Here is a 25,951-nt window from a genome sequence, read left to right as displayed (position 1 = left end):
TGTTTCACGTGAAACATTCGAGATTTGATGTCGTCGTCATCGGCGCCGGTCACGCCGGAACCGAGGCCGCCCACGCCGCAGCCCGAATGGGTGCGACGACGGCTCTGGTTACCTTATCAGCCAATGACATTGGCGTCATGTCCTGCAACCCTGCCATTGGCGGATTGGGTAAAGGCCATCTCGTGCGTGAGATTGATGCGCTGGACGGCGTCATGGGCCGCGTGGCGGACCGGGCGGGAATTCAGTTCCGGCTGTTGAACCGCCGCAAGGGACCCGCAGTTCAGGGGCCGAGAACGCAGGCCGACCGGGCGCTTTACCGCGCGGCGATGCAGCAGGAAACTCAAAATCAGCAGAACCTTTCGGTTCTCGTCGGTGAGGTTGTTGATTTCCTGATGGAAGAGGATCGCGTCGCCGGGGTGAAACTCGCCGATGGGTCCGAGGTTCCGGCGCGGTCCGTGATTCTGACCTCGGGCACATTCCTGCGCGGCGTTATCCATATCGGAGATGTGTCGCGCCCAGGCGGACGTATGGGCGACCGCCCATCGGTCAAATTGGCGGAACGCCTGGACAGTTACAACCTGCCTATGGCCCGCCTGAAAACCGGCACCCCGCCGCGCTTGGACGGGCGCACAATCGACTGGAGTGATCTTGAACGGCAGGACGGGGATGAAGAGCCCACCCTGTTTTCGTTTCTGTCCAGCTCTGTTACGGCCCCGCAAATTTCGTGTGGCATTACCCATACGAACGCCCGAACACATGAGATCATTGAACAGAACCTGTCAAAATCCGCAATGTATGGCGGCCATATTGATGGGGTGGGGCCGAGATACTGCCCGTCGATTGAGGACAAGATCGTGCGTTTTGCGGACAAGGACTCCCACCAGGTGTTTCTGGAGCCCGAGGGCGTCAACGATCACACGATTTATCCCAACGGAATCTCGACCTCATTGCCGCAGGATGTTCAGCTGGATTATGTCCAGTCTATCAAAGGGCTGGAACAGGCTGAAATTTTGCAGCCCGGCTATGCCATTGAATATGACTATATCGACCCCCGGGTTCTGACATCTTCCCTGTCTCTGCCAGAGGTTCCGGGCCTATATCTGGCGGGTCAAATTAACGGAACCACGGGATATGAGGAAGCCGCAGCCCAGGGCATGGTTGCAGGCTTGAACGCGGCTCTGGCCGTTCAGGGCCGCGAGCCTATCCGTTTCACCCGCGCGGACAGTTATATCGGGGTAATGATTGACGATCTGACGACGCGGGGCGTGGCGGAACCCTACCGGATGTTCACCTCGCGCGCGGAATTCCGTTTGTCTCTGCGCGCGGACAATGCGGATCAGCGCCTGACGCCCGTTGGGTTGCAAATCGGCTGTGTTGGCGAAACGAGGCGGCGTCATTTTGATGCAAAAACTGAGAAATTGGATGCGGCGAAATCCAAGCTGACTGATCGCACGTATACGCCAAAGGACATGCGTGCGGCGGGTATCAGCGTCAATCAGGATGGCAACCGTCGGGACGGTATGGCGATATTGGCTTTCCCGGATGTGTCTTTCGGGGACTTGCTACCTCTGATACCAGGTCTGGACGACGTTGAACGCGATATCCGCCTCCAGGTCGAGCGTGACGCTCTTTATGCAAACTATATCGCCCGGCAGCAGCGCGACGTTGAGGCTATGAAGCGGGATGAATCCTATGAAATCCCTAGAGAATTCGACTATTTCGCGTTGGATGGGCTGTCATCCGAAATGAAGCAGAAGCTGTCTCAGGCGAAGCCAGCTAATATTGCGCAAGCCAGTCGGGTTGAAGGTGTCACGCCCGCTGCGCTGACCCTGGTTCTGGCGAAGCTGCGGCGGGACCAGAAGGTCCGCAAGGCATGACCGCAGATTACTCGAGTTTCGAACAGCTGGATGTTTCACGTGAAACATTCGCGCGTCTGGAAACGTATGTTGAGCAGGTCCAGCGCTGGAATCCCCGGATCAATCTGGTGTCCCGCAACAGCCTGAACGAGATATGGACGCGGCATATCTTGGATTCTGTGCAGGTATACCGCTGTGCGGATGAATTCGAGACCTGGGTCGATTTGGGCAGCGGCGGTGGTTTTCCCGGTATGGTCTGCGCCATCATGGCGATTGAGGACTCCCCCGCATCCCGCTTCACCTTTGTCGAAAGCGATCAGCGCAAATCCGCCTTTTTGCGCACTGTCGCACGGGAATGTGGTGTCACCTGCAAAGTTGTGTCCCGGCGCATTGAGGCTGTCGAACCGCTGAATGCGGATATCCTAAGCGCCCGTGCACTGGCAGATTTACCCACCTTATTGTCCTTTTGTGACAGACATTTAAGCAAGACAGGCACCGCCTTGTTGCCGAAAGGCGCAAGCTGGAAAAAAGAACTGAACGACGCGCGCAAGGAATGGAAATTCGAGGCCGAGCCGATTACAAGTTTAACTGAACCTCAAGCCGTAATCCTTAAGGTCAAAGGAGTATCACGTGGTTGATCTGTCTCGTCCCACCGGACCCCGTATTATTGCGGTCGCCAACCAGAAGGGCGGAGTTGGAAAAACCACAACGGCGATTAACCTGGCGGCAGGGCTGGCGGAAGCCGGGTGTAAGGTCCTCGTGGTGGATCTCGACCCACAAGGCAACGCCTCAACCGGGCTGGGGGTCGAGGATCGGGATTGGACGACCTACGATCTGATTCTGGATGACGCTCCGCTTGAGGCCGTGGTGCAGGAGACCGAAATTGGCGGGTTGTTTGTCGTTCCCGCCACTGTCGATCTGAGCTCGGCGGATATCGAATTGATTTCCAATGAAAAACGCAGCTATCTGCTGCATGATGCCCTGCGCCAGACGGCAATTGACCAGTTTGATCTGGATTTCGTGCTGATCGACTGCCCGCCCTCGCTGAATCTGCTGACCGTCAACGCCATGGTGGCCGCGCATTCTGTGCTGGTTCCCCTGCAAAGTGAGTTCTTTGCGCTCGAAGGTCTGTCACAGCTGATGCTGACGATCCGAGAGGTGCGCCAGACCGCGAATCCGGACCTGAGAATCGAAGGTGTTGTGTTGACCATGTATGACAACCGCAACAACTTGTCCCGTCAGGTCGAAAAGGATGCGCGTGACAATCTGGGTGAGATGGTATTTAAAACCAAGATACCCAGAAATGTGCGGGTCAGCGAGGCGCCGTCTTACGCGCTGCCGGTCTTGCAATACGACTCGGGGTCTTTGGGGGCGATGGCCTATCGGCACCTGGCCCGCGAAGTCATGCATAAAAACAATAAAGCCGCTGCGTAAGCGGCACTAAGGAGAGTCACGTGAACTCCAAAAAAGCAAAACCACGAGGGTTGGGGCGCGGATTGTCGGCGCTGATGGCCGATGTCACGCAGGACGCCGAAGGTCGCCCCGCAGCCGAGGTCAGGCGGCCCGATCTGAAGGTCCCGATTGAAAAGCTGCGCGCAAACCCGAACCAGCCGCGTCGGACCTTCATGCCGGAACAGCTTGATGAACTGGCGGCTTCGGTGAAGGAGAAGGGCATTATCCAGCCTCTGATCGTGCGCGAGATCAGCGGCGGGGACTATGAGATCGTCGCTGGCGAACGCCGCTGGCGGGCGGCGCAAATGGCGCAACTGCATGATATTCCGGTGATTGTGCGGGATTTCGACGATACCGAAGTTCTTGAAGTCGCGATCATCGAAAACATCCAGCGCGCCGACCTGAACGCGGTGGAAGAGGCTGCGGGCTATAAGCAATTGATGGATCGTTTTGGCCACACGCAGGAAAAACTGGCCGAGGCACTGGGAAAAAGCCGCAGCCATATCGCGAACTTACTGCGTTTGTTGTCTCTGCCGATGGATGTGCAGGCTCTGGTCATCGAAGGGAAATTGTCCGCAGGCCATGCGCGGGCGCTGATTACCGCCGAGAACCCGTCGGAACTGGCGAAACTCATCGTCAAGGATGGGTTGTCGGTTCGGGCGACGGAAGCTTTGGTCAAAAGGCAGCAGCAGGGCGACGCCCCGCAGGCGGCCCCCCGGTCCAGAAACCTGAACGCGGGCAAGGACGCGGATACGCGGGCGTTGGAAAAGGATCTTTCGGCGATTCTGGCGATGAAAGTGTCGATCAATCACAAGCCGGGGTCCGAGACGGGGCAGGTGATCCTGACTTATGAGAACCTCGATCAGTTGGACGATCTGTGTGCCAAACTCAGCCGTTAGGGCGGGTCCAGATAAACACCATGACCGCGCTTAGCACGACGGCCTGAATGATCAGCACGTGCGGGGGCAGGGCGAGTGCCAGTGACAAGGCAAAGACAGCGGCGACCGACAGGGTGGCCGCTTTTTTGGCTGTTGGGCGGATTGCGCCCGAGCTTTGCCAGTCGAGGATCATCGGCCCGAAGGTCCGGTGACTGACGAGCCAATTGTGCAGGCGCGATGAGGATCGAGCGAAGAAAAACGCAGCCAGCAGCAGGAACGGGACGGTCGGCAGCAGGGGCAGAACCACGCCAATCATCGCAAGCGCGACGCAGATCAATCCCAGAGTGGCCCAGACATAGTGCATGCTCTACCCCAAAAGTTCCCGGATCACGGCGTTCAGCACGGCGCGCCCGTCTTTTGTTGCGAACAGCCGGTTGCCCTGCTGTGCGATCATGCCGATCTCGGCCAGATGATCGATCCTGGATCGGGGCAGGGCTGAGCCGGAAACAGCCTGGTAGCGATCAATATCTAGCCCTTCGCTTACTCTCATTCCCATCATAAGGTATTCGCTTGCCTGATCTGCGATGGATAGCAGGCTGCGGTCCTTCTCTCCCGATCCGGCGAAGGCTGCGGTCAGCCATTTTTGCGGCGACAGATAAGTTTCGGTTGCAACCTTCTGTCCGTTTACCATGATCCGGCCATGCGCGCCGGGGCCGATGCCGACATAATCGCCATAGCGCCAATAGATCAGGTTGTGGCGCGATTCCGCGCCGGGCCGCGCGTGGTTCGAGACCTCATAGGCGGGCAGGCCGTGTGCGTCGCAGATGTCTTGCGTGGCCAGATACATATCGGCGGCGTGGTCATCTTCGGGCAGGCCGCGCAGTTTGCCCACCGCATAGCGATCGCCGAAGGCAGTGCCGTCTTCGATGGTCAACTGGTACAGCGACAGGTGATCGACGGCCATCGACAAGGCCTCGGTCAGTTCGGCCTGCCAGTCGGCCAGCGTCTGGTGCTGACGGGCATAGATCAGATCAAAGCTGACCCGGTCAAAACAGTGCCGCGCGATGTCAAAGGCGGCGCGGGCCTCGGCGACGGTGTGGATACGGCCCAGTCGGCGCAGGTCATCATCGTTCAGCGCCTGCACGCCCATGGAAATCCGGTTCACGCCTGCGTCGCGATAGGCCGCGAAGCGCCCGGCCTCGACCGAACCGGGATTGGCCTCGAGCGTGATCTCCATGTCATTGGCCGGGCGCCAGAGCGCGCGGGCCTCATCGATCACAGCAGCCACAGTGTCGGGCTCCATCAGCGACGGGGTGCCACCACCGAAGAAGATCGTATTCAGGACCCGGTCGGACGTTTCGGCGGCAGAGCGGCGCAGTTCGTTTAGATACGCATCAAGCCATTGTTTTTGATTGATATTTCTGGAAACATGGCTGTTGAAGTCGCAATAGGGGCACTTGGCCTCGCAAAAGGGCCAATGCACATACAGGCCAAAGCCCCCGTTGCGCCAATCATCCGCCAAAGCAGCTTTTCACGAACATCTCCACCGCGCGGCCGCGATGGCTGATCTTGTTCTTTTCCCAGCGATCCATTTCCGCAAAGGTAATGTCGTGGCCCTCGGGGACAAACATCGGGTCATAGCCGAACCCGCCCTCGCCGCGGATCGGCCAGACCAGATGGCCGGGGGCGATGCCCTCGAACACCTCGTCATGACCGTCGGGCCACGCCAGCACCAAGGTACTGCGGAATTGCGCGGTGCGGGGATGGGGGGCGTTTTTCGCCTCAAGCTCGGTATGGGCGCGGGTCATCGCCATCAGGAAATCGCGGCCATTGTCGGTTTCGGCCCAGTCGGCGGTATAGACGCCGGGCGCGCCGTCCAGCGCGTCGATGGTGATCCCGGAATCGTCCGACAGGGCTGGCAGGCCAGTGGCCTTGGCTGCGGCATGGGCCTTGATCCGGGCGTTGCCGACAAAGGTGTCCTCGGTCTCTTCCGGTTCGGGCAGGTTCATTTTGCCTGCACCCACCACCGTGACTCCAAAGGGTGCAAGGAGATGTTCCATCTCCTCAAGCTTGCCTTTGTTGTGGGTGGCGACCAGCAGCCGGTCGCCGTCGAATTTGCGGGTCATGCGGTGGCGGCCTTTTGCGCGGCGGCCAGTTCGCCGACGCCTTTTTCGGCCAGATCCATCAGCTGATCCATCTGGGTGCGGCTGAAGACCGAGCCTTCGGCGCTCATCTGTACTTCGATCAGCTTGCCTGATCCGGTCATGATGAAGTTGCCATCGACCCCGGCTTCGCTGTCCTCGGGGTAGTCCAGATCAAGCACGGGCTGACCGGCGTAAATCCCGCAGGACACCGCAGCGACGGGATCGACCAGCGGATCGCTGATCACATCGCCCGCCTTCATCAGCTTGTTCACCGCCAGACGCAGCGCGACCCAACCGCCGGTGATCGAGGCGCAGCGGGTGCCGCCATCGGCCTGAATGACATCACAGTCGACGGTGATCTGACGCTCACCCAAGGCAACCCGATCCACCCCGGCCCGCAGGGCGCGACCGATCAGGCGCTGGATTTCCACGGTGCGGCCGCCTTGTTTCCCTGACGCAGCCTCACGCCGCATCCGCGTGTTGGTCGCGCGGGGAAGCATGCCGTATTCCGCCGTTACCCAGCCCAGACCCGAACCCTTGATGAAGGGCGGTACGCGATCCTCGATCGTGGCGGTGCACAGCACATGGGTGTCGCCCATCTTGATCAGGCAGGACCCTTCGGCATGTTTGGTGAAACCTGTCTCGATGGAAACAGCGCGCATTTCGTCTAGATTACGTCCTGAGGGTCGCATGGGCATTCCTTTATCTGATGGCTTGGGGATACCGCCCCGTGGCGTTACGATGCAACCCCGATTGACCTTTCGAATACCTGCTATTTAATGACGACCCAGCAGGGGATGCGGATGAGCGAAGCAAGCAAGATTCTGAACGAGATGAACGACCGGTCGCGCGAGGTGTTCCGGCTGATCGTCGAAAGCTATCTGGACAGTGGTGAGCCGGTGGGTAGCCGCACCCTGACCCGCACCCTGTCGGAAAAGGTCAGCGCGGCGACCGTGCGCAACGTGATGCAGGATCTGGAATTTCTGGGCCTGCTCGACAGCCCTCATGTCAGCGCGGGACGGATACCGACGCAGCAAGGGTTGCGCATGTTCGTGGACGGGCTGCTTGAGGTCGGCGATCTGGGGGTCGATGACCGGCAGAAGATTGACGAGACATTAGGCTCTAACGCAGGCGATGTGGGCGGGATGCTGGACCGGGTAGGTTCGGCCCTGTCACACGTGACACAAGGCGCGTCGCTGGTGCTGACGCCCAAACATGAGGCCGAGATCAAGCATATCGAGTTCGTCTCGCTGGGGCATGACCGGGCGTTGGTGGTGCTGGTGTTCTCGGACGGGCATGTGGAAAACCGGTTGTTTACGCCGCCGCCGGGGCAGACGCCCAGTTCCATGCGTGAGGCGGCGAATTTCCTGAATGCGCTGATCGAGGGGCGGACCCTGGGTGAAGTGCGCAAGCAGATGCTGTCTCAGATCGATGCGCGCAAACAGGAAATTGATGTCCTGGCCCGCGAGATGGTCGAAAGCGGGATTGCGGCCTGGGACGGGGATGGCAGCGACTCGGCCCGGCTGATCGTGCGGGGGCGGGCGAATCTGTTGGGTGATCCCGGTGAAGCCGACGAGCTGGACCGTATTCGCACCCTGTTTGACGATCTGGAACGCAAACGTGATATCGCCGAATTCCTTGAATTGACCGAAGACGGCGAGGGTGTGCGCATTTTTATCGGCTCTGAGAACAAACTTTTCTCACTTTCGGGTTCCTCTTTGGTGGTGTCTCCATATATGAACGCTGATCGTAAGATAATCGGTGCGGTCGGGGTCATCGGGCCCACACGTCTGAATTATGGACGGATCGTGCCGATCGTGGATTATACGGCGCAACTGGTCGGCAAGCTGATTTCCGACCGGAGCTAGAGGGTAAGAGATGGCAGAGCCCAAGAACGAAGAATTTCTGGACGACATCGCAACCGCCGAGGCGGAGGAACTGGCCGAGGAGCTGATAGATATCAGCGAAGAGGCGTTGGAGATCGACGCCCTGCGAGCCGAGCGGGACGATTACAAGGACCGGTTCATGCGCGCGCTGGCAGATGCCGAGAACGCGCGCAAGCGCGGCGACAAGGCGCGCCGGGATGCGGAGCAGTATGGCGGGTCAAAACTGGCGCGCGATATGCTGCCGGTTTACGACAACATGAAGCGCGCGCTTGAGGCCGCGACCGATGAGCAGAAAGAAGTTGCTGCCGGTCTGCTGGAGGGCGTTGAGCTGACCATGCGGGCGCTGAAGGATGTGTTCCAGAAGCATGGGATCGAGGTGATCACGCCCGAAGTGGGTGATCGGTTTGATCCGAATGTGCATGAGGCAATGTTTGAAGCCCCGGTGCCGGGGACGCGGGCAGGCGACATTATTCAGGTGTCCGCCGAGGGGTTCATGCTGCATGACCGGTTGCTGCGACCGGCGCAGGTTGGGGTTTCTTCGACGCCTGCGAGCTGATTGGCCTTATCAGGCCAAGCCTCCGGCGGAGGTATTTTTGAACAGAAGAAGGGGCGGTCAGGATTTGGCCGCCTCTTTCAGTTTGTAAATCAGGTCGAGCGCCTCGCGGGGGGTGAGTTCGTCGGGCAGGATCTCGGTAAGCATGTCCGCGACGGGCGAGGCTTTGGGCGCGGGCGGCGGCGGTGGCGGCGCGGCTGAGAAGAGGGGCAGGTCGTCGATCAGCGCCTTCTGTTTGCCGCCCTCGCGTTCGGTCTTTTCCAGCTGGTCCAGCACGACGCGGGCGCGGTCGACGACCGAGGCGGGCAGGCCTGCGAGTTGCGCGACCTGAACGCCGTATGAGCGGTCGGCGGCGCCCTTGTGAACCTCGTGCAGGAAGATCACCTCGCCTTCCCATTCCTTGACGGCGACGGTGGCGTTTTCGACGCCTTCGAGTTTACCGGCCAGCGCGGTGAGTTCGTGATAGTGCGTGGCAAACAGGGCCCGGCATTGGTTGGCCGCGTGCAGGTGTTCGAGCGTGGCCCAGGCGATGGAGAGGCCATCATAGGTGGCGGTGCCACGTCCGATTTCATCAAGGATCACCAGCGCGCGGTCGTCGGCCTGATTCAGGATGGCGGCGGTTTCGACCATCTCGACCATGAAGGTCGAGCGGCCGCGGGCCAGATCGTCCGACGCGCCGACACGGCTGAACAGCTGGCTGACCACACCGATATGCGCCTGTTCGGCAGGAACGTAGCTGCCCATTTGAGCCAATAACGCGATCAGCGCGTTCTGACGCAGGAAGGTCGATTTACCGGCCATGTTGGGGCCGGTCAGCAGCCAGATCGCGGCCCTATCCTCGGCGCTCAGGTCGCAATCATTGGCGATGAAGGCATCGCCGCCTTGCTGGCGCAGGGCGTGTTCGACGACCGGGTGACGGCCGCCCTGAACGTCAAAGCTGCGCGAGGTGTCGACCTGCGGGCGCGCCCAGTTTTCACCGCGCGCGAGATCGGCCAGAGCGGTGGTCAGATCGAGCTCGGCCAACCCCCGGGCGGCTTGGTTCAGGTGGGCGGCGCGGTCCAGAATTGCGTCTGATAGCCTTTGATAGAGCCTTTTCTCGGTCTCCAGCGCCAGATTGCCTGCGTTCAGGATGCGGGTTTCGATCTCGGAGAGTTCGACGGTGGTGAACCGCACCTGATTGGCTGTGGTCTGGCGGTGGATATAGGTTTCAGAGAACGGAGGGTTCAGCATCTTTTCGGCATGGGTGGCCGTGGTTTCGATGAAATACCCTAGCACGTTGTTGTGCTTGATCTTCAGCGACGTGATGCCCGTATGTTCCGCGTATTTCTGTTGAAACCCGGCAATGACCGACCGGCCTTCGTCACGCAGGGTGCGGGCCTCGTCCAGCTCGCTGTCAAAGCCCGGGGCGATGAAGCTGCCGTCGCGGGCCAGCAGCGGGGGTTCAGCCACAAGGGCTTCGTCCAGCAGGGTCAGCAGGTCGTCGAACCCCACAAGGTTCTGCACTGCGGTGGCCAGCAGAACCGGCAGGGTGTGGCTGGTGCACAGATTGGCAATCGCCGCCGCCTGCGTCAGCCCGTTACGGATGGCGGCCAGATCACGAGGGCCGCCGCGGTCCAGCGACAGGCGCGACAGGGCGCGGTCCAGATCAGGGGTTTTTCGCAACGCTTCACGCAGGTCCGAGGCGGTCAGGTTGTCTTCGGCGGCGAAGGTCACGGCGTCCAGCCGGGCGTGGATGACGTCGAGCGTGCGTGAGGGGCTGGACAGGCGCTGTTCCAGCAGCCGCGCGCCGCCCGGCGTCACGGTGCGGTCGACCACCGACAGAAGCGATCCGGCGCGGCCACCGGACAGCGAGCGGGTCAGTTCCAGATTGCGGCGCGTGGCGGCGTCGATCTGGACGGTGCGGTCTTCGGATTCCTTCAGCGGGGTTTGCAGCAGGGGCAGTTTGCCCTTCTGGGTGATCTCAAGATAGTCGATCAGCGCGCCCATGGCCGAAACCTCGGCGCGCGTGAAACTGCCGAACGCATCCAGCGCGCTCACGTGAAACAGCCCGCAGATGCGCTTTTCCGCTGCGGTGCTGTCGAAACTGGCGCGCCCGATGGGGGTCAGAGATATGCCCAGATCGCGGGTGGGTTCGTGCAGCGCGGGCTCGGTCCCGTCTGCCACGATCAGTTCCGACGGGGCCAGCCGCGCCAGCTCCGGGCTGAGCCGCGCGCCGGTCAGCGGCATCACGTGAAACGCGCCGGTTGAGATATCGGCCCAGGCCAGCGCCGCCTCGTCCCGCACCGCGCTGTAGGCGGCCAGAAAGTTGTGGCGGCGAGCCTCAAGCAGCGCGTCCTCGGTCAGCGTGCCGGGGGTTACCAGACGCACGACATCGCGACGAACCACTGATTTAGAGCCTCTTTTCTTTGCTTCCGCCGGGCTTTCCATCTGCTCGCAAACGGCGACGCGAAAGCCCTTGCGGATCAGCGTCAGCAGATAGCCCTCGGCGGAATGTACCGGCACGCCGCACATCGGGATATCCGCGCCCTCGTGCTTGCCGCGTTTGGTCAGGGCGATGTCCAGCGCCTCGGCGGCGTTGACGGCATCGTCAAAGAACATCTCGTAGAAATCGCCCATGCGGTAGAACAGCAGCGCGTCGGCATGGGCCGCTTTGATTTCCAGATATTGTGCCATCATGGGCGTGACACCACCGGATGCTGATTTGCTCATACGCCGCCTTGTCCAAATTCTCTGAAATTATCGAAATTACTAGGGTTGCAAGTAATTTTGATAACTTCTATCAGTTTCCTCATGGATCAGGTCACCAATCCGTATACCCCGGGTGCCGGGACGCCTCCGCTTGTTCTTGCCGGACGCGATGACATCTTGCAAGCGGCAGAAACCGCGCTGAGGCGGATCAAGATCGGGCGTCCGGGACGGTCGCAGATGTTTCTGGGCCTGCGGGGCGTCGGCAAGACGGTTCTGTTGAACCATGTGTTCAACGTGGCCGAGGACGAAGGGTTCTTCACCATCAAGATCGAAGCGCCAGAAAATGGCGATTTCGCCCAGCGGTGTTTTCCCGAACTCAAACGTATCCTGTTGCGGTTGAGCACACAGAAGAACCTGCGCCACAAGCTGGAAAAAGCCGGTGCGGCGATGCGCAATTTCGCGTCGGTCTTTCAGCTGTCTTACGAAGGGTTTGAATTCGGCGCGACCCCAAGCCCCGGCGTTGCCGATACCGGCGATTATGAGACCGATTTTGCCGAAATGATCCGCATGGTGATCGAAGCCGCGCAGGCGGCGGACCGGCATGTGGCCTTGTTTGTGGACGAGGTGCAATACCTGTCGCCGGATGAGCTGGCCGCGATCACGGTCACCTGCCACGATGCCGCCCAGCGCAAACTGCCCTTTGTCTTTTTCGGAGCAGGCCTGCCGCAGATCGCCAAACTGGCCGGGGACGCGAAATCTTATGCCGAGCGGCTGTTTGAATTCCCCGAGGTCGGATCGCTCAGCGATGAGGCGGCCATCCGGGCCCTGCGTCAGCCGGCGCAGGATGAAGGCGAGGATTTTGACGACGACGCGCTGCACGAGATTTTGCGGAGATCGCGCAATTACCCTTATTTCCTGCAGGAATGGGGGTCGCATGTGTGGGCAGTGGCGGACACGTCGCCGTTCACCGTGGACGACGTGCGTCGGGCCGAACGCTCGTTGATCCGGCATCTGGATTCCAGCTTTTTCCGGGTGCGGTTTGACCGGTGCAAACCGGTTCAGCAAAAATACTTGCGGGCGATGGCAGAACTGGGTCCGGGCCCTCATACCACCGGCGCGATTGCCGAAGCGTTGGGCTGCGAGCCGTCGCAGGTGTCGACCACCCGCGCGAACCTGATCCAGCTCGGCATGATCTGGAGCCAGCGGCACGGCGAGACAGCCTTTACCGTACCGCTGTTTGACGAATTCATGCGACGGCAGATGCCCGAGCTTGTGAAACACACACCAAAGAAACGAAAGGCATAAGCCATGCCCAAAACGAAGATCACCAAAGAAGAGGCGCTGGCCTTTCACCTGGACCCCACCCCCGGCAAGTGGGAGGTGCAGGCCACCGTTCCCATGACCACGCAGCGCGACCTGTCGCTGGCCTACAGCCCCGGCGTTGCGGTGCCGTGTGAGGCCATCGCCGAAGCGCCCGAGACCGCGTATGACTATACCAACAAGGGCAATCTGGTTGCCGTGATCTCGAACGGAACAGCCGTGCTGGGCCTTGGCAATCTGGGCGCGCTGGGCGGCAAGCCGGTGATGGAGGGTAAGGCGGTTCTGTTCAAACGCTTTGCCGACGTGAACTCGATCGATATCGAGTTGGACACCGAGGACCCGGATGAGTTTTGCCGCGCCGTGCGCCTGATGGGGCCGACCTTTGGCGGCATCAATCTGGAAGATATCAAAGCGCCCGAGTGTTTCATCATCGAACAGCGCCTGAAGGAAGAGATGGACATCCCCGTCTTCCACGATGACCAGCATGGAACAGCGGTGATCTGCGCCGCGGGTCTGCTGAATGCGCTGCATATCTCGGGCAAGAAGATCGAGGATGTGAAAATCGTTCTGAACGGAGCGGGGGCCGCCGGGATTGCCTGTATCGAACTGCTGAAATCGATGGGCGCGCGGCACGAGAACTGCATCGTCTGTGACACCAAGGGTGTGATCTATCAGGGCCGGACCGAGGGGATGAACCAGTGGAAATCGGCCCACGCTGTCGCAACCGATCTGCGCACGCTGGAAGATGCGATGAATGGCGCGGATGTGTTCCTGGGTGTGTCGGTCAAGGGTGCGGTGACGCAGGACATGGTTGCCAGCATGGCGGACAATCCGGTGATCTTTGCCATGGCGAACCCGGACCCGGAAATCACTCCGGAACAGGCGCATGAGGTTCGTGTGGACGCCATCGTTGCCACCGGTCGCAGCGATTATCCCAATCAGGTCAACAACGTGTTGGGCTTCCCCTACCTGTTCCGTGGCGCGCTGGATATCCACGCCCGCGCCATCAATGACGAGATGAAGATTGCCTGCGCCCACGCGCTGGCCCGTCTGGCGCGCGAAGATGTGCCGGACGAAGTCGCCATGGCCTATGGCAAATCGCTGACTTTTGGCCGGGACTACATCATTCCCACGCCTTTTGACCCACGCCTGATCCATCGCATTCCGCCAGCGGTTGCGAGGGCGGGCATGGATACCGGTGCGGCGCGGCGCCCGATCATCGATATGGATGCGTATGAGCTGAGCCTGAAATCCCGCATGGACCCGACCGCCAGCATCCTGCGCGGTCTGAACGCCCGGGCACGTCAGGCGCAAAGCCGGATGATCTTTGCCGAAGGTGATGACCCCCGTGTCCTGCGGGCGGCGGTGATGTATCAACGCTCGGGTTTTGGCAAGGCGCTGGTCGTCGGACGGGCCGAGGATGTGAAAGAAAAGCTCGAGGCTGCTGGTTTGGGCGACGCCGTGCGCGAGCTTGAGGTGGTGAATGCGGCCAACACCATGCATCTCGAAACCTACAAGGATTTTCTGTACCAGCGGCTGCAGCGCAAAGGGTTCGACCACAAGGATATCCACCGGCTTGCGGCCCGTGACCGGCATGTGTTTTCGTCTCTGATGCTGGCACATGGGCACGGTGACGGGCTTGTCACCGGTGCCACGCGGAAATCGGCGCATGTGCTGGACCGGATCAATCACGTTTTTGATGCGGACGCTGCGCACGGAGCAGTCGGCGTAACAGCCGTATTGCACAAGGGTCGGATCGTGCTGATTGGCGACACGCTGGTGCATGAATGGCCTGATGAAAACGATCTGGCCAATATCGCCGAACGCTCGGTTGCCGTTGCCCGCCATATGGGGCTTGAGCCGCGCGTGGCTTTTGTCAGCTTCTCGACCTTCGGCTACCCGATCTCGGAACGGGCGGAAAAGATGCATCGCGCCCCGGCGGTTCTGGACCGGCGCAATGTCGATTTCGAATACGAGGGTGAGATGACCGTGGATGTCGCGCTGAACGTGGACCAGCAAGAGGCATATCCGTTTTCGCGCCTGACCGGCCCGGCCAATATCCTGATCGTGCCTGCGCGGCACTCGGCCAGTATCTCGACCAAGCTGATGCAGGAAATGGGTGGGGCGACCGTGATCGGCCCGATCCTGTCCGGAATCGATAAGCGGGTTCAGATCTGTTCCACCGTGTCGACCGCGAATGACATTCTGAACATGGCCATTCTGGCCTCGTGCGATATTAAATAAGCCATGACGATCTGGAATCTGGGTTCAATCAACGCCGATATGGTCTACGACCTGCCGCATTTGCCAGCGGCGGGTGAAACGCTTGCCGCCAATGGTCTGGACCGGTTTCTAGGCGGGAAAGGGGCCAATATGTCGGTGGCGGCGGCCCGCGCAGGGTCGCAGGTCAGCCATATTGGCGCAGTTGGCTCTGATGGGCGCTGGGCGAAGAACCGGCTGACGGAATATGGTGTCGACACCCGGCATATTGTCGAGGCAGATGTCGCCACCGGCCATGCGATCATCGCGGTCGATGCGCAGGGCGAGAACCTGATCGTGCTCTATCCCGGCGCAAATCACGCGCTGGAGGTCGGGCAGGTAGGGCAGGCGCTGGCCTCGGCCAATACCGGCGACATTCTGGTGATGCAGAACGAAACCAACGCACAGGTCGATGCCGCGCGGCTGGGTCACAGGCTGGGCCTGACGGTCTGCTATGCGGCAGCCCCGTTTCAGGCGCGGGCGGTGCAGGCGGTACTGCCCTATCTGGATTTCCTGATTCTGAATGAGGTCGAAGCCGAACAATTGCGGCAGGACACCGGTCTGGACGCCGCTGATCTGCCGGTGCGCCATGTGATTGTGACGCTGGGCTCAAAAGGTGCGCGGTATTTGCAGCAGGGCCGTGATCCCATGGAATTTGCGGCACACAAGGTGCAGCCCGTTGATACGACCGGGGCGGGCGATACTTTTACCGGCTACGTTCTTGCGGGCATGGATCGCGGCATTCCGATCGAGCAGGCCATCCTGCAGGCAAACCGTGCCGCGGCCCTGATGGTCACGCGGCACGGCACGGCAGATGTCATCCCAGATCTGCGAGAGGTGCGCGACGCCAAGTTCGATTAGGACCCGGCGAAGGGTGCATCCGTGCCCCAAAGCTGCTTAACCCGAGCGTCGCGCCCGCAGGCTTTGCGGTAGGCTTTGTAGGCATTCTTCTGGCGTTTGGGACCAAAGCGCGTGAATACCAGTTTGTCGCCTTTGTAGTAATCCTGATGATAGGCCTCGGCCGGGTAAAAGGTCGATTGCTGCAGGATTGGCGTGACCACTTTTTGCCCAAGGGCGGATTGGGCCGCTGACTTTGCAGCCTCTGCTTGCGCCTTTTCTCCGGCGTTAGAGACGAAAATTGCCGTGCGATAGCTGTCGCCCCGGTCGCAGAACTGACCGCCTGCATCTGTTGGGTCGACCGAGCGGAAGAACATATTCAGCAGCGTTGCACGTGAAACGCGGGCCGGGTCGAAGGTGATCTGAACCGCCTCATAATGCCCGGTGCCGCCTTTTGAGACCTGATCGTAAGTCGGGTTCGCCGCTTTGCCGCCGGTATAGCCCGAGACCGCTCCGATCACGCCGGGTACGGATTCGAAATCGGATTCGACGCACCAGAAGCACCCACCGGCCACTGTCAGCGTCTCGGTTCCGGCGGCGGGGGCTGGCAGAGCGCGCAGCATTGCGGCCACGGCGATCAAGGTAAACAGCAGGGCGGTTTTGAAGTTATCGAGGTAAGCAGTCCGTGTCATGGCAGGTCTCCTTTTGATCCAAGGGTGGCCAATGTTTCTGCCCGTTGCAATTGCCTGACATGGTTTATAACGCGCTGGTGAGACGAGTTTATCGTCGCTGCTGTGCGGCGCGTGACTTGCGCGGCGTCGCCAAAAAGCATCTTCTGATCGGCAAGGCAAAATGGGCTTTGGAGGACGGGATGGCACAGACCGCGCGGGCTGAAACACGGCTGGTGGTGATTGTTGCACCCAACTTCAACATGGCCGCGACAATGGGCTTTATCGACCCGTTTCGGGCGGCCAACTATCTGGACGGTCGGTCTTATTTCCAGTGGGAGATTGTGTCCGAAGATGGCGGGAATTGCGTGGCCAGCAACGGCGCTAGTATCGAAACCAATCCTTTGCAGATCGAAGATGCGGATATCGTCATCGTGTCCGCAAGCTGGACCCCCGAAAAACACCTGACGACAAAGCTAGGCACCGCGCTGCGACACTGGGCACGCGGCGGCGCAACTCTGGGCGCGCTCGACACCGGGGCGTTCATTCTTGCACAAGCCGGGTTGCTAAAAGGGCGGCGGGCGACGGTTCACTATGAACATATTGACGCCTTTCAGGAGCTTTTTCCGGGTGTTGAGGTGGTGGAAAACCTGTATGTGCTGGACGGCAACCGCATCACCTGCTGTGGCGGAACGGCTGCGGTGGATTTCGGGCTGCAGATTGTGCAGGGCATCCATGGCAGCGCCCTGGCCAACGCAGCCGCCCGGTACATTTTCCACGACCGACTGCGCGGTCCGGCTGAGATGCAGCAGCCGAGCGGCAGCGAACCTCTGGGCTCGACCGTGCCTGCCAAGCTGCGGGCAGCGATTCAGGTGATGGAGGCCAATCTGGAAGAGCCGATCCCGATCCCCGAGATCTGCCAGCAGGCGGGTCTGTCGCACCGCCAGTTGGACCGGTTGTTCGCCACCTTTATCCGCAAAACCCCGGCGCTTTATTACCGGGACATTCGTCTGGACCGGGCGCGCGGGCTGGTGACCCAGACCGAATTGCCGATGGCCGAGGTGGCGCTGGCCTCGGGCTTTGCCAGTCCGGTGCATTTCAGCCGGTCCTACAAGGACAGGTTCGGTCTGCCGCCCAGTCAGGACCGGATCGAAGGGCGCGTTCCCTTCGAATTCCGCGCTTGGCCGATGCACCGGACACGCCGGGACTAGGGGTCTGCGTCCATAAATATCAAAACGGCGGCTAATATTGTTAAGGCATAATGTGAATTTCAGCAGATCATATGCGTCCAAGATCAGCCATCCGAGTCGACCATGCGCCAGTTGCCCACTGAAACCCAGTTCCAGCGTATCTCTGACGGGTACAGCCCCGATCCGTTCAACACCAGCTCACTAAGGGCCGAGGCCTATGTCGATCCGGCATGGTATCAGGTCGATCTGAACGAGATCCTCGCCAAAACGTGGCAATGGGTCTGTCACGTCGAAAAGCTGCGCAATCCGGGGTCGTACATGACGGTCGAAATCGCCGGGCGGCCCATCGCCGTGGTGCGCGACCGCGAGGGCACTTTGCGCGCCTTCTACAATGTCTGCAAACACCGCGCGCATCACCTGCTGTCGGGCGAGGGCGAAACCACCCGCATCATGTGTCCCTACCACGCTTGGACCTATAAGCTGGACGGCCAACTTGTCCGCGCGCCCGAGACGGAGAATCTGGCGGAGTTCAGAACCAAAGACATCTGTCTGGACCAGGTGCAGGTCGAAGAATTCGCAGGCTTCATCTATGTCAATTTAGACCCTAACGCGGTGCCTTTGCACAAGGTCTCAGGCAATCTGGAAACCGAAATCCGCCATTGGGCCCCGGATATTGAGAATCTGACCTTCGGCCATCGCCTGACCTATGACATCAGGTCAAACTGGAAGAACGTGGTCGACAATTTTCTGGAATGCTACCACTGCCCAACCGCGCATAAAGACTTCTGCGATCTGGTCGATATGGACACCTATAAGGTGACGACCTACGGCATCTACTCCAGCCACATGGCCGAGGCGGGCAAGGGTGCAAACACCGCCTATGACGTGTCCAATGCCACCGTGCGCACCCATGCGGTGTGGTGGTTGTGGCCCACAACCTGCCTGATGCGCTATCCCGGGCGGTCCTCGATGATCGTGCTGAATATCATCCCTATGGGTCCGGACCGAACGCTGGAGACCTATGATTTCTTCCTTGAAACCCCGGAACCGGACGCGGCCGAGCTGGAAGCCATCCGCTATCTTGACGAGGTTCTGCAACGTGAAGACATCGACATCGTCGAAAGTGTGCAACGGGGAATGAGCACACCAGCCTTCACGCAAGGCCGGATCGTGCACGATCCGAACGGCTCGGGCAAATCCGAACATGCGGTGCATCATTTCCACGGGCTGGTTCTGGACGCCTACGCAAAGGCCGCGCCGTGAGGCGGCCCAACATCGTTGTGATCATGGCCGATCAACTGGCACCGCAGTTTTGCGGCGCGTACGGCCACCCGGTGGTCAAGACCCCTCATATGAATGCGCTGGCAGCAAGGGGCATGCGGTTCGATGCCGCTTACTGCAATTCGCCGCTCTGTGCGCCGTCGCGATTTGCCTTCATGTCCGGGCAGTTGATCAGCCGGATTGCCGCCTATGACAATGCCAGCGAGTTTCGCGCCTCGGTTCCCACCTTTGCGCATTACCTGACGGCGCTGGGCTATCGCACCTGCCTGTCGGGCAAGATGCATTTTGTCGGTCCCGATCAGAAACACGGGTTTCAGGACCGGGTGACCACCGATATCTACCCCGCCGATTTCGCCTGGACCCCGGATTGGGAAGCCCCGGATGAGCGGATCGACAAGTGGTATCACAACATGCAGACGGTCAAGGAAAGCGGTGAGGCTATCGCCACCTTCCAGACCGATTACGATGATGAGGTCGAGTTCGCCGCCCGCCGCTGGCTGATCGACCGGGGCCGGGATCGCGCCGCAGGGGAGGAGGCCCCGTTCTGTTTGGTCGCCAGTTTCATCCACCCGCATGACCCTTATGTGGCCAAGCCGGACTGGTGGAATCTATATGCGGATGTCGACGTTCCAATGCCCGAATTCACCCTGACGCCCGAAGAACAGGACCCGTTCTCGCATCGGGTGATGGACGGGATCGAGGCGAGCTATGTCCCTCTGACCGAAAAAGAAATCCGCCGCGCGCGCCGTGCTTATCTGGCCAATGTCAGTTACTTTGACAGTAAAGTTGGCGCGATGGTCCAGGCGCTTGAGGATATCGGCGAGCTGGACAACACAATCGTCATCATCACCGCCGATCATGGCGACATGCTGGGCGAGCGGGGGCTGTGGTACAAGATGAACTTCTTCGAGTACTCGGCCCGCGTGCCTCTGATCATGGCAGGGCCTGGTGTTGCGCAGGGAGCAGCCACGAACGCCTGTTCCCTTGTCGATCTGCTGCCAACCTTTGTGGACATTGCCGGCGGGTCCGATGCAAATTACGGCGAACCGGTTGACGGGCGCTCTCTGATGCCTCTGGCACGGGGCGAGGGTGACCCGGTGGACGAAGCCATCGGCGAATATTGCGCCGAGATGACGCCCTATCCGGTGTTCATGATCCGGCGCGGGTCGCTCAAATATATTCATTGCGACCCGGACCCGCCGCAATTGTACGATCTGGCCGCCGATCCGCTGGAACGGGTGAATGTAGCAGATGATCCCGCCTATGCCGATTCTGCTGCCGGTTTTGCCGCCGAAGTTGCCCAACGCTGGGACAGTGAAAAACTGCGGGCTGATGTGATCGCGACGCAGAAATCCCGCCGTGCGCTGCATGCGGCGATGGAGGCGGGCGCTGGCGAGCCTTGGGACTACAATCCGCCACGCGATGCCACGCAGGAATATGTGCGCAACCACATGGACTGGACCGTTGCCGCGATCCGCTATCGCTATCCGCCATTGAAGGAGGGCAAAGAATGATGCTGGACGGCAAAACCGCCCTTGTCACCGGCGGGCGCGGCGGCATCGGGCGCGCCATCGTGGCCCGGTTCCTGCGCGAAGGCGCGCGGGTTTACTCTGCCGATTTGACGCCCGAGGGGTCTCTGGCGGCCCATAACGACGACGGCAGCATCTTCGTTAAACTGGATGTCACGCAGGAAGCAGATGTAATCGCCGCAATGGAGCAGGTCGGGGCCGAGGCAGGCAAGCTGGACATTCTGGTCAACGCTGCTGGGATCGAGATCGAAAAGACCATCGAAGAGACCACGCTTGAGGAATGGAACCTGTCTTTTGCGGTGAATGTGACCGGCACGTTCCTAACCTCGAAACACGCGCTGCCGTTGATGCGCAAGGCTGCTTCGGGTGGCACCGCCTCGATCATCAATTTCGGTAGCTATGACGGGTTTATCGCCGATCCCGGCCTCGCCGCCTATTGCGCCACCAAGGGCGCGATTCACGCCCTGACCCGCGCGATGGCCTGCGATCACGGGCCCGAGGGTATCCGCGTGAACGCGATCTGCCCGGGCTATGTCGACACTCCCATGTTGCAGAGCTTTTTCACTGGTGACGGTTCGGGCGGCGGCGGCAAGACCATCGACCAGTTACAGCAAGCCGTGCGCGATGTGCACCCGCTGCGCAGCTATGGCACGCCGGAGGACATCGCCAATCTCGTCAACTGGCTGGCCTCGGACGAGGCGCGATACGCAAGCGGTCAATTGTGGGTATTGGACGGAGGGCTGAGCGCGCAGGTTCAGCAGATGAAGCTATGAGCACGCTGCGTCTGGCAGGGAAACGGGCCTTGGTCACGGGCGGGCGGCAAGGCATCGGGCGCGGGATTGTCGAGGCATTTGCCCGCGAAGGTGCAACGGTCACGACCTGTGGCCGGGGGTCACGGCCCGAAGGGCTGGGTCAGAACGTCCAGTGGTATCAGTTGGACGTCACCGATGCGGTTGCGGTCGAAGAACTGGCCCGGATCACCAATGGCACGGACGTCCTTGTGAACAACGCGGGCGTTCAGGTGGAAAAGACCGTCGTGGACAGCACGGATGCGGATTGGGAGGCGGTGATCGGCACCAATTGCCGGGGCGTGTTCAACCTGTGCCGGGCGTTTATCCCTCGGATATCCGATGGGGGTTCAATCATCAATATCGGCTCTATTTCGGGGCAAAACGCCGATCCGTCCATGGCGCTTTACAATGCGTCAAAGGCGTTTGTGCATGGCTTGACCCGATCCATTGCTGTTGATCATGGCCCCCGGCTGCGCTGCAACGCAATCTGCCCCGGCTGGATTGAAACCGGCATGCTGGACGCCGGGTTCGACCTTGCCCAGGACCCCGGGGCCGCGCGCCGGGACGCCATCGCGCGCCATGCCATGCGCCGCTTTGGCAGGCCCGAGGATATCGCCAGCATGGCGGTCTGGCTGGCCTCGGACGAAGCCGGTTTTGCCACAGGCCAGTTGTTCACCGTCGATGGCGGCCTGACGGCGGCCTCACCTCTAAATCCGGGATTGTTCTGATGGACATACAGCACACGGCTTGTCTGGGCGGTGGGGTTATCGGGGCCAGTTGGGCGGCGCTGTTTTTGGCATCGGGGCGCTCGGTTGCCTTGTTTGACCCGGACCCTGAGGTTGAACGCAAGGTGCACCACTATGTGGAAACCGCATGGCCTACACTGGGTGCGCTGGGCCTGACTAAGAACGGCACCCCCGACGCGATCAGCTTTCATCTTAGCGCTGCGGACGCGGTGCAGGGTGCCGGGTTTGTGCAGGAAAACGTGCCCGAGCGCCTACCGATCAAGCATGGCATATTCGCCGAGATCGAGCCTGCCCTGGACCCCGACGCCATCCTCGCCAGTTCTGCCTCGGGTTTGACGCTGGGCCAGATGCAACCGGGCTGGTCTGATCCATCGCGCTTTGTGTTGGGGCACCCGTTCAACCCGCCGCATCTGATCCCTTTGGTTGAGGTGATGGGGAATGAGAAAACAGCCGATGGCGTGGTCGACTCCGCGCAGGCCTTTTACGAAAGTGTTGGCAAGACCACGATCCGCGTGAACAAAGAGGTGCCGGGTCATGTGGCAAACCGGCTGCAGGCCGCGCTGTGGCGTGAGGCGATTCATCTTGTGGTCTCGGGCGTCGCCTCGGTCGAGGATGTGGACAAGGCGGTCTGGGCCGGGCCGGGGGTCAGATGGGCGGCGATGGGGCCGACCATGCTGTTCAACCTGGGCGCTGGCGAAGGCGGGCTGAAAGCGTTCTGCGACCACTTCACCGATACGTTCAACGGGTGGTGGAACGATCTGGGTCAGGTCTACCTGACCGACGATGTGGCGAAACAGCTTGCAGATGGCGTCGCGGCGCAGGCCAACGGGAGGACCCCAGAGGAATTGTCCGCGCAGAGGGACGCGTTGATCGTAGCGATGCAGAAATCCATCGCCGATCTGCGCTGAACCTAGCCCAGCAACTGTCCCAGCTTCATCGCAACGCCCATATTGCCCGAGGATTTGAGCTTGCCCAGCGCCACACCGGTCATCGGGTTCAGCTTGCCGGTCAGCAAATTGGTCAGATTGTCCTGCGAGATGCGGATGGTGCAGTCGGTATCGCGGTCCTGCGTCGTCGCCTGATTGTCGGCCAGAACAATCACCCCGGCCTCACCGCAATCGAATTTCAGCGAGCCGTCGAAGCTTTTGCCATGCAGCCCCTTTTGAATCCCGTCGGCTATGTCCTGCAGCATCCCAATCCCCTTGTGCCATTGGTCCATGGGTAAAGGGAGGGCAGGCGCGTTAGCAAGGATGACCCGACTGGAACTTAGGAGGTCTGCAGAATCTCTACCGTTCGCTCACAGGGCTGTCCGCCGTAGAAGGCATCCAGAACGGCCTGAAACTCTGCCGGAGCGTCCGGGACCGAGGAAAACAGCGTCATCGACGAGCGCAGTTTTTTCGCATCAATCCCGCCCAGAATCTCGCTGGCATCCCGCCCTTGGTGCAGCAGCATCAACCGGGCGGTTTCAGTCAGGCGGCGGCGCAGTTCGGGGTGGTTCAGATAGCTCGCGGCCTCATCCAGATCCTCGATCCCGTAAAGCTGCGCCATGTGCGAGCGGCCAAGCTCGGCCAGTTGCGGAAACACGAACCACATCCAGTGGCTGGTTTTCTGCCCCTGTTCCAACTCACGCAGGACATCGGACCAAACCGTGTCCTGCGCCTCGATAAACATATCGAGTTCGTTGTCGTCCTCGTCGATCACTTGGACAATCGCTTGTCGCGGGCGGCCAGTAGCTTCAGGCGCAGGGCGTTCAACTGGATGAAGCCCGCCGCGTCGGTCTGATCATAAGCGCCGGCGTCATCCTCAAAGGTCACATGTTCCTCGGAATAAAGCGATTGATCCGACCAGCGGCCCACGGTCGAAGCCAGACCCTTGTACAGCTTCACGCGCACGGTGCCGGTGACATGTTCCTGCGACTTGTCGATGGCGGCCTGCAGCATCTCACGCTCGGGCGAGTACCAGAAGCCGTTATAGATCAGTTCCGCATATTGCGGCATCAGCTGGTCTTTCAGATGCATCGCGCCCCGGTCCATGGTGATGGATTCGATGCCGCGGTGGGCTTCCAACAGGATGGTGCCGCCCGGTGTCTCATAGATACCGCGCGATTTCATGCCCACGAACCGGCCTTCGACCAGATCGAGGCGACCAATGCCGTGCTTGCCGCCATATTCGTTCAGCTTGGTCAGCAGCGTTGCGGGGCTCATCGCCTCGCCATTGATGCTGACCGCGTCGCCTTTTTCAAAGCCGATCTCGATGAATTCGGGCTCGTTCGGCGCATCTTCGGGATGGACGGTGCGCTGATAGACATAGTCGGGGGCCATATCGGCGGGGTCTTCCAGAACCTTACCTTCCGACGAGGTGTGCAGCAGGTTGGCATCGACCGAGAACGGAGCCTCGCCACGCTTGTCCTTGGCAATCGGGATCTGATGCGCCTCGGCCCATTCGATCAGGCGGGTCCGGCTGGTCAGGTCCCACTCGCGCCACGGCGCAATCACCTTGATATCGGGTTCCAGCGCGTAAGCCGCCAGTTCGAACCGGACCTGATCATTGCCCTTGCCGGTTGCACCATGCGCCACCGCATCGGCCCCTGTGGCATGGGCGATATCGACCAGATGTTTCGAGATCAGCGGTCGCGCGATCGAGGTGCCCAGCAGGTACAGACCCTCATACAGCGCATTGGCGCGGAACATCGGGAAGACGAAGTCGCGGACGAACTCTTCGCGGATATCCTCGATATAGATGTTCTCGGGCTTGATCCCCAGCATCTCGGCCTTTTGTCGTGCCGGTTCCAGCTCCTCGCCCTGACCCAGATCGGCGGTGAAGGTGATCACCTCACAGCCATACTCGGTCTGCAGCCATTTCAGAATGATCGAGGTATCGAGGCCACCGGAATAGGCCAGAACAACTTTCTTGGGCGCGGACATCTGACTTCCTTTATGCGTAGAACGCTTGGCCCCTAGCGGGTTTTGAACGCGGGGGCAAGTTATGTGCGTTGACCGCAGGCGGGAATTAAGGTGAAACGGGCGGAAAGAGAACAAGGATTGGTTGAGAGGGCGGTTTTCAGGATGTTGGGTTGGAAGATTTTTGTGCATTCGGTTCGGATGGTTTTTCGCAATAGGTGGGAAGCCCTTCGCATCGCGCTTGTACCCTCAACGCTGATTGCAATTGTGACGTATCTGTTCTTCCAATCTCAAACCACGCGATCGGCCAATCAACCATGGACAGAGTGGTTTGGTTCACTGAGCAGCATCGCCCAGATTGGATTTGTGCTGGCTATTGTGGCCAATGTCTCTGTCATCATCTGGGTATTTATTGGCGATTGTATACTTGACAAACCCGAGCTTAAGTGGGTTTTGCGGCCCATAGATCGAGCATCAAAAAACCAGTCTTCGTCGCCTATGTGAAAGCCTCTATCAGAGTTCTCGGCGCTGCGTGGGTGATCTCATTCTTGATTGGAGTGAGCTTTTATTTCATCCTGTTTTTCCTAACCAAGACGACACCACTTTCTAAATCAGCTATGAAAATTGTTCCCGTCGCCTCATTTCTTTTGTCGTACTATTTTGTTTTCAGATTGGGTTTGGTTTTCCCCGCAGTAGCGGTTGGGGAACGGTTGACTGTTCGGGAGGCATTCCGAACCACAAAGGGCAGATCTGGAACACTTTTGTTTCTCACATTTATTCAGCTCGTTGGCTTGTTCTGTACATCCGTGGTGATTGAGTTGACACGGCATGTAGTACCTCTGGCGGCAACTTCTGCAGAAGTTTTTGTACAACTGTTCTACTCGTTTGTGTGTATTAGTGTCTGGACCACAATGTACGGCATCTTCATCGAAAAGCGCGAACTCGCCTGATCCGCGTACACATATGTAATCCT

At 60.1% G+C, this 25,951-nt stretch carries 25 protein-coding genes; 16 read left to right on the top strand and 9 right to left on the bottom strand.

The window, feature by feature from the left end; translation table 11 throughout:
- Nucleotides 1–8 precede the first annotated feature (8 nt).
- The 4 genes from mnmG to ACR0JN_RS10380 are packed head-to-tail and all read left to right on the top strand — an operon-like array spanning nucleotide 9 to nucleotide 4,207.
- Complete coding sequence (mnmG, locus tag ACR0JN_RS10395) at nucleotides 9–1,877, top strand: tRNA uridine-5-carboxymethylaminomethyl(34) synthesis enzyme MnmG (RefSeq protein WP_480885442.1); 1,869 nt, start codon at nucleotides 9–11, stop codon at nucleotides 1,875–1,877.
- Entirely contained in the window at nucleotides 1,874–2,494 is a 621-nt protein-coding gene (gene rsmG / locus ACR0JN_RS10390) for a 16S rRNA (guanine(527)-N(7))-methyltransferase RsmG (RefSeq protein ID WP_480885441.1), read from the top strand. Before mnmG ends, rsmG begins: the two co-directional genes overlap by 4 nt.
- Nucleotides 2,487–3,290: a ParA family protein gene (locus ACR0JN_RS10385; protein ID WP_480611860.1), complete on the top strand. Its 804-nt coding sequence runs from the start codon at nucleotides 2,487–2,489 to the stop codon at nucleotides 3,288–3,290. Before rsmG ends, ACR0JN_RS10385 begins: the two co-directional genes overlap by 8 nt.
- 20 nt (nucleotides 3,291–3,310) lie before the next feature.
- Nucleotides 3,311–4,207, top strand: a complete 897-nt coding sequence (locus ACR0JN_RS10380) for a ParB/RepB/Spo0J family partition protein (RefSeq protein WP_480885440.1) — start codon at nucleotides 3,311–3,313, stop codon at nucleotides 4,205–4,207.
- Here ACR0JN_RS10380 and ACR0JN_RS10375 read toward each other — a convergent pair.
- From ACR0JN_RS10375 to rph, 4 genes are read right to left on the bottom strand one after another with little or no spacing between them, the layout of a single operon-like run.
- Complete coding sequence (locus tag ACR0JN_RS10375; RefSeq protein ID WP_480885439.1) at nucleotides 4,197–4,550, bottom strand: YbaN family protein; 354 nt, start codon at nucleotides 4,548–4,550, stop codon at nucleotides 4,197–4,199. The genes ACR0JN_RS10380 and ACR0JN_RS10375 overlap by 11 nt on opposite strands.
- 3 nt (nucleotides 4,551–4,553) lie before the next feature.
- A complete protein-coding gene (hemW, locus tag ACR0JN_RS10370; protein ID WP_480885438.1) occupies nucleotides 4,554–5,708 on the bottom strand; it encodes a radical SAM family heme chaperone HemW in 1,155 nt (384 codons plus the stop codon).
- Nucleotides 5,698–6,312, bottom strand: coding sequence for an RdgB/HAM1 family non-canonical purine NTP pyrophosphatase (gene rdgB / locus ACR0JN_RS10365; RefSeq protein ID WP_480885437.1), 615 nt, complete (start codon nucleotides 6,310–6,312; stop codon nucleotides 5,698–5,700). Before rdgB ends, hemW begins: the two co-directional genes overlap by 11 nt.
- Nucleotides 6,309–7,022 (bottom strand): ribonuclease PH, encoded by a 714-nt coding sequence (gene rph, locus ACR0JN_RS10360; protein ID WP_480699372.1) that lies wholly within the window; start codon nucleotides 7,020–7,022, stop codon nucleotides 6,309–6,311. The genes rdgB and rph overlap by 4 nt, the downstream gene beginning before the upstream one ends.
- A gap of 111 nt (nucleotides 7,023–7,133) precedes the next feature.
- Between rph and hrcA the strand changes: the two genes are divergently transcribed.
- Together hrcA and ACR0JN_RS10350 are read left to right on the top strand one after the other, a co-directional pair.
- The gene (gene hrcA / locus ACR0JN_RS10355) at nucleotides 7,134–8,198 is read left to right on the top strand and encodes a heat-inducible transcriptional repressor HrcA (protein WP_480885436.1); all 1,065 of its coding nucleotides are present in this window, start codon (nucleotides 7,134–7,136) and stop codon (nucleotides 8,196–8,198) included.
- Between the two features lie 10 nt (nucleotides 8,199–8,208).
- Nucleotides 8,209–8,772 (top strand): nucleotide exchange factor GrpE, encoded by a 564-nt coding sequence (locus tag ACR0JN_RS10350; RefSeq protein ID WP_480885435.1) that lies wholly within the window; start codon nucleotides 8,209–8,211, stop codon nucleotides 8,770–8,772.
- A 57-nt stretch (nucleotides 8,773–8,829) separates the two neighbouring features.
- Here ACR0JN_RS10350 and mutS read toward each other — a convergent pair whose 3' ends face one another.
- Nucleotides 8,830–11,445: a DNA mismatch repair protein MutS gene (mutS, locus tag ACR0JN_RS10345; RefSeq protein WP_480885502.1), complete on the bottom strand. Its 2,616-nt coding sequence runs from the start codon at nucleotides 11,443–11,445 to the stop codon at nucleotides 8,830–8,832.
- Nucleotides 11,446–11,559: 114 nt separating this feature from the next.
- Between mutS and ACR0JN_RS10340 the strand changes: the two genes are divergently transcribed.
- The 3 genes from ACR0JN_RS10340 to ACR0JN_RS10330 are packed head-to-tail and all read left to right on the top strand — an operon-like array spanning nucleotide 11,560 to nucleotide 15,897.
- Nucleotides 11,560–12,762, top strand: coding sequence for an ATP-binding protein (locus ACR0JN_RS10340; RefSeq protein ID WP_480885434.1), 1,203 nt, complete (start codon nucleotides 11,560–11,562; stop codon nucleotides 12,760–12,762).
- Nucleotides 12,763–12,765: 3 nt separating this feature from the next.
- On the top strand, nucleotides 12,766–15,021 hold the full coding sequence (locus ACR0JN_RS10335; protein ID WP_480885433.1) for an NADP-dependent malic enzyme: 2,256 nt from the start codon (nucleotides 12,766–12,768) through the stop codon (nucleotides 15,019–15,021).
- Nucleotides 15,022–15,024: 3 nt separating this feature from the next.
- Nucleotides 15,025–15,897: a ribokinase gene (locus ACR0JN_RS10330; RefSeq protein ID WP_480885432.1), complete on the top strand. Its 873-nt coding sequence runs from the start codon at nucleotides 15,025–15,027 to the stop codon at nucleotides 15,895–15,897.
- Here the strand turns inward: ACR0JN_RS10330 and msrA are convergent.
- Nucleotides 15,894–16,565, bottom strand: a complete 672-nt coding sequence (gene msrA, locus ACR0JN_RS10325) for a peptide-methionine (S)-S-oxide reductase MsrA (protein WP_480885431.1) — start codon at nucleotides 16,563–16,565, stop codon at nucleotides 15,894–15,896. The genes ACR0JN_RS10330 and msrA overlap by 4 nt on opposite strands.
- A 77-nt stretch (nucleotides 16,566–16,642) precedes the next feature.
- Between msrA and ACR0JN_RS10320 the strand changes: the two genes are divergently transcribed.
- The 6 genes from ACR0JN_RS10320 to ACR0JN_RS10295 all read left to right on the top strand — a co-directional run bounded on the left by ACR0JN_RS10320 (nucleotide 16,643) and on the right by ACR0JN_RS10295 (nucleotide 22,986).
- Nucleotides 16,643–17,752, top strand: coding sequence for a GlxA family transcriptional regulator (locus tag ACR0JN_RS10320; protein WP_480885430.1), 1,110 nt, complete (start codon nucleotides 16,643–16,645; stop codon nucleotides 17,750–17,752).
- Nucleotides 17,753–17,854: 102 nt separating this feature from the next.
- Complete coding sequence (locus tag ACR0JN_RS10315) at nucleotides 17,855–18,994, top strand: aromatic ring-hydroxylating oxygenase subunit alpha (protein WP_480885429.1); 1,140 nt, start codon at nucleotides 17,855–17,857, stop codon at nucleotides 18,992–18,994.
- Nucleotides 18,991–20,526, top strand: coding sequence for a choline-sulfatase (gene betC / locus ACR0JN_RS10310; protein WP_480818083.1), 1,536 nt, complete (start codon nucleotides 18,991–18,993; stop codon nucleotides 20,524–20,526). Before ACR0JN_RS10315 ends, betC begins: the two co-directional genes overlap by 4 nt.
- Nucleotides 20,523–21,314 (top strand): SDR family NAD(P)-dependent oxidoreductase, encoded by a 792-nt coding sequence (locus ACR0JN_RS10305; RefSeq protein ID WP_480818082.1) that lies wholly within the window; start codon nucleotides 20,523–20,525, stop codon nucleotides 21,312–21,314. The genes betC and ACR0JN_RS10305 overlap by 4 nt, the downstream gene beginning before the upstream one ends.
- Nucleotides 21,311–22,060 carry an SDR family NAD(P)-dependent oxidoreductase gene (locus tag ACR0JN_RS10300; protein WP_480885428.1) on the top strand — a complete coding sequence of 250 codons (750 nt, stop codon included), beginning with the start codon at nucleotides 21,311–21,313 and terminating at the stop codon, nucleotides 22,058–22,060. Before ACR0JN_RS10305 ends, ACR0JN_RS10300 begins: the two co-directional genes overlap by 4 nt.
- Nucleotides 22,060–22,986 carry a 3-hydroxyacyl-CoA dehydrogenase NAD-binding domain-containing protein gene (locus tag ACR0JN_RS10295; protein ID WP_480885427.1) on the top strand — a complete coding sequence of 309 codons (927 nt, stop codon included), beginning with the start codon at nucleotides 22,060–22,062 and terminating at the stop codon, nucleotides 22,984–22,986. Before ACR0JN_RS10300 ends, ACR0JN_RS10295 begins: the two co-directional genes overlap by 1 nt.
- A gap of 2 nt (nucleotides 22,987–22,988) precedes the next feature.
- Here the strand turns inward: ACR0JN_RS10295 and ACR0JN_RS10290 are convergent, their stop codons facing one another.
- The 3 genes from ACR0JN_RS10290 to ACR0JN_RS10280 all read right to left on the bottom strand — a co-directional run bounded on the left by ACR0JN_RS10290 (nucleotide 22,989) and on the right by ACR0JN_RS10280 (nucleotide 25,002).
- Nucleotides 22,989–23,270 carry an SCP2 sterol-binding domain-containing protein gene (locus tag ACR0JN_RS10290; RefSeq protein WP_480885426.1) on the bottom strand — a complete coding sequence of 94 codons (282 nt, stop codon included), beginning with the start codon at nucleotides 23,268–23,270 and terminating at the stop codon, nucleotides 22,989–22,991.
- A 74-nt stretch (nucleotides 23,271–23,344) separates the two neighbouring features.
- Nucleotides 23,345–23,749, bottom strand: coding sequence for a DUF1810 domain-containing protein (locus tag ACR0JN_RS10285; protein ID WP_480885500.1), 405 nt, complete (start codon nucleotides 23,747–23,749; stop codon nucleotides 23,345–23,347).
- A gap of 26 nt (nucleotides 23,750–23,775) precedes the next feature.
- Entirely contained in the window at nucleotides 23,776–25,002 is a 1,227-nt protein-coding gene (locus ACR0JN_RS10280) for an argininosuccinate synthase (RefSeq protein WP_480818078.1), read from the bottom strand.
- A 422-nt stretch (nucleotides 25,003–25,424) separates the two neighbouring features.
- Between ACR0JN_RS10280 and ACR0JN_RS10275 the strand changes: the two genes are divergently transcribed.
- Nucleotides 25,425–25,928 (top strand): hypothetical protein, encoded by a 504-nt coding sequence (locus ACR0JN_RS10275; protein ID WP_480885425.1) that lies wholly within the window; start codon nucleotides 25,425–25,427, stop codon nucleotides 25,926–25,928.
- The last annotated feature ends 23 nt before the right edge of the window (nucleotides 25,929–25,951 follow it).

This window comes from Ruegeria sp. G12 (assembly GCF_056533565.1).
Note: the sequence above shows the minus strand (reverse complement) of the source record. Positions and strands in the feature narration are given on the sequence as shown.

Coding starts and splice junctions, on each gene's coding strand:
- rsmG (WP_480885441.1), top strand. CDS start 1,874: ATGACCGCAGATTACTCGAGTTTCGAACAGCTGGATGTTTCACGTGAA.
- ACR0JN_RS10375 (WP_480885439.1), bottom strand. CDS start 4,550: ATGCACTATGTCTGGGCCACTCTGGGATTGATCTGCGTCGCGCTTGCG.
- rdgB (WP_480885437.1), bottom strand. CDS start 6,312: ATGACCCGCAAATTCGACGGCGACCGGCTGCTGGTCGCCACCCACAAC.
- rph (WP_480699372.1), bottom strand. CDS start 7,022: ATGCGACCCTCAGGACGTAATCTAGACGAAATGCGCGCTGTTTCCATC.
- hrcA (WP_480885436.1), top strand. CDS start 7,134: ATGAGCGAAGCAAGCAAGATTCTGAACGAGATGAACGACCGGTCGCGC.
- ACR0JN_RS10350 (WP_480885435.1), top strand. CDS start 8,209: ATGGCAGAGCCCAAGAACGAAGAATTTCTGGACGACATCGCAACCGCC.
- mutS (WP_480885502.1), bottom strand. CDS start 11,445: ATGATGGCACAATATCTGGAAATCAAAGCGGCCCATGCCGACGCGCTG.
- ACR0JN_RS10340 (WP_480885434.1), top strand. CDS start 11,560: ATGGATCAGGTCACCAATCCGTATACCCCGGGTGCCGGGACGCCTCCG.
- ACR0JN_RS10335 (WP_480885433.1), top strand. CDS start 12,766: ATGCCCAAAACGAAGATCACCAAAGAAGAGGCGCTGGCCTTTCACCTG.
- ACR0JN_RS10330 (WP_480885432.1), top strand. CDS start 15,025: ATGACGATCTGGAATCTGGGTTCAATCAACGCCGATATGGTCTACGAC.
- msrA (WP_480885431.1), bottom strand. CDS start 16,565: ATGACACGGACTGCTTACCTCGATAACTTCAAAACCGCCCTGCTGTTT.
- ACR0JN_RS10315 (WP_480885429.1), top strand. CDS start 17,855: ATGCGCCAGTTGCCCACTGAAACCCAGTTCCAGCGTATCTCTGACGGG.
- ACR0JN_RS10305 (WP_480818082.1), top strand. CDS start 20,523: ATGATGCTGGACGGCAAAACCGCCCTTGTCACCGGCGGGCGCGGCGGC.
- ACR0JN_RS10300 (WP_480885428.1), top strand. CDS start 21,311: ATGAGCACGCTGCGTCTGGCAGGGAAACGGGCCTTGGTCACGGGCGGG.
- ACR0JN_RS10295 (WP_480885427.1), top strand. CDS start 22,060: ATGGACATACAGCACACGGCTTGTCTGGGCGGTGGGGTTATCGGGGCC.
- ACR0JN_RS10290 (WP_480885426.1), bottom strand. CDS start 23,270: ATGCTGCAGGACATAGCCGACGGGATTCAAAAGGGGCTGCATGGCAAA.
- ACR0JN_RS10285 (WP_480885500.1), bottom strand. CDS start 23,749: ATGTTTATCGAGGCGCAGGACACGGTTTGGTCCGATGTCCTGCGTGAG.
- ACR0JN_RS10280 (WP_480818078.1), bottom strand. CDS start 25,002: ATGTCCGCGCCCAAGAAAGTTGTTCTGGCCTATTCCGGTGGCCTCGAT.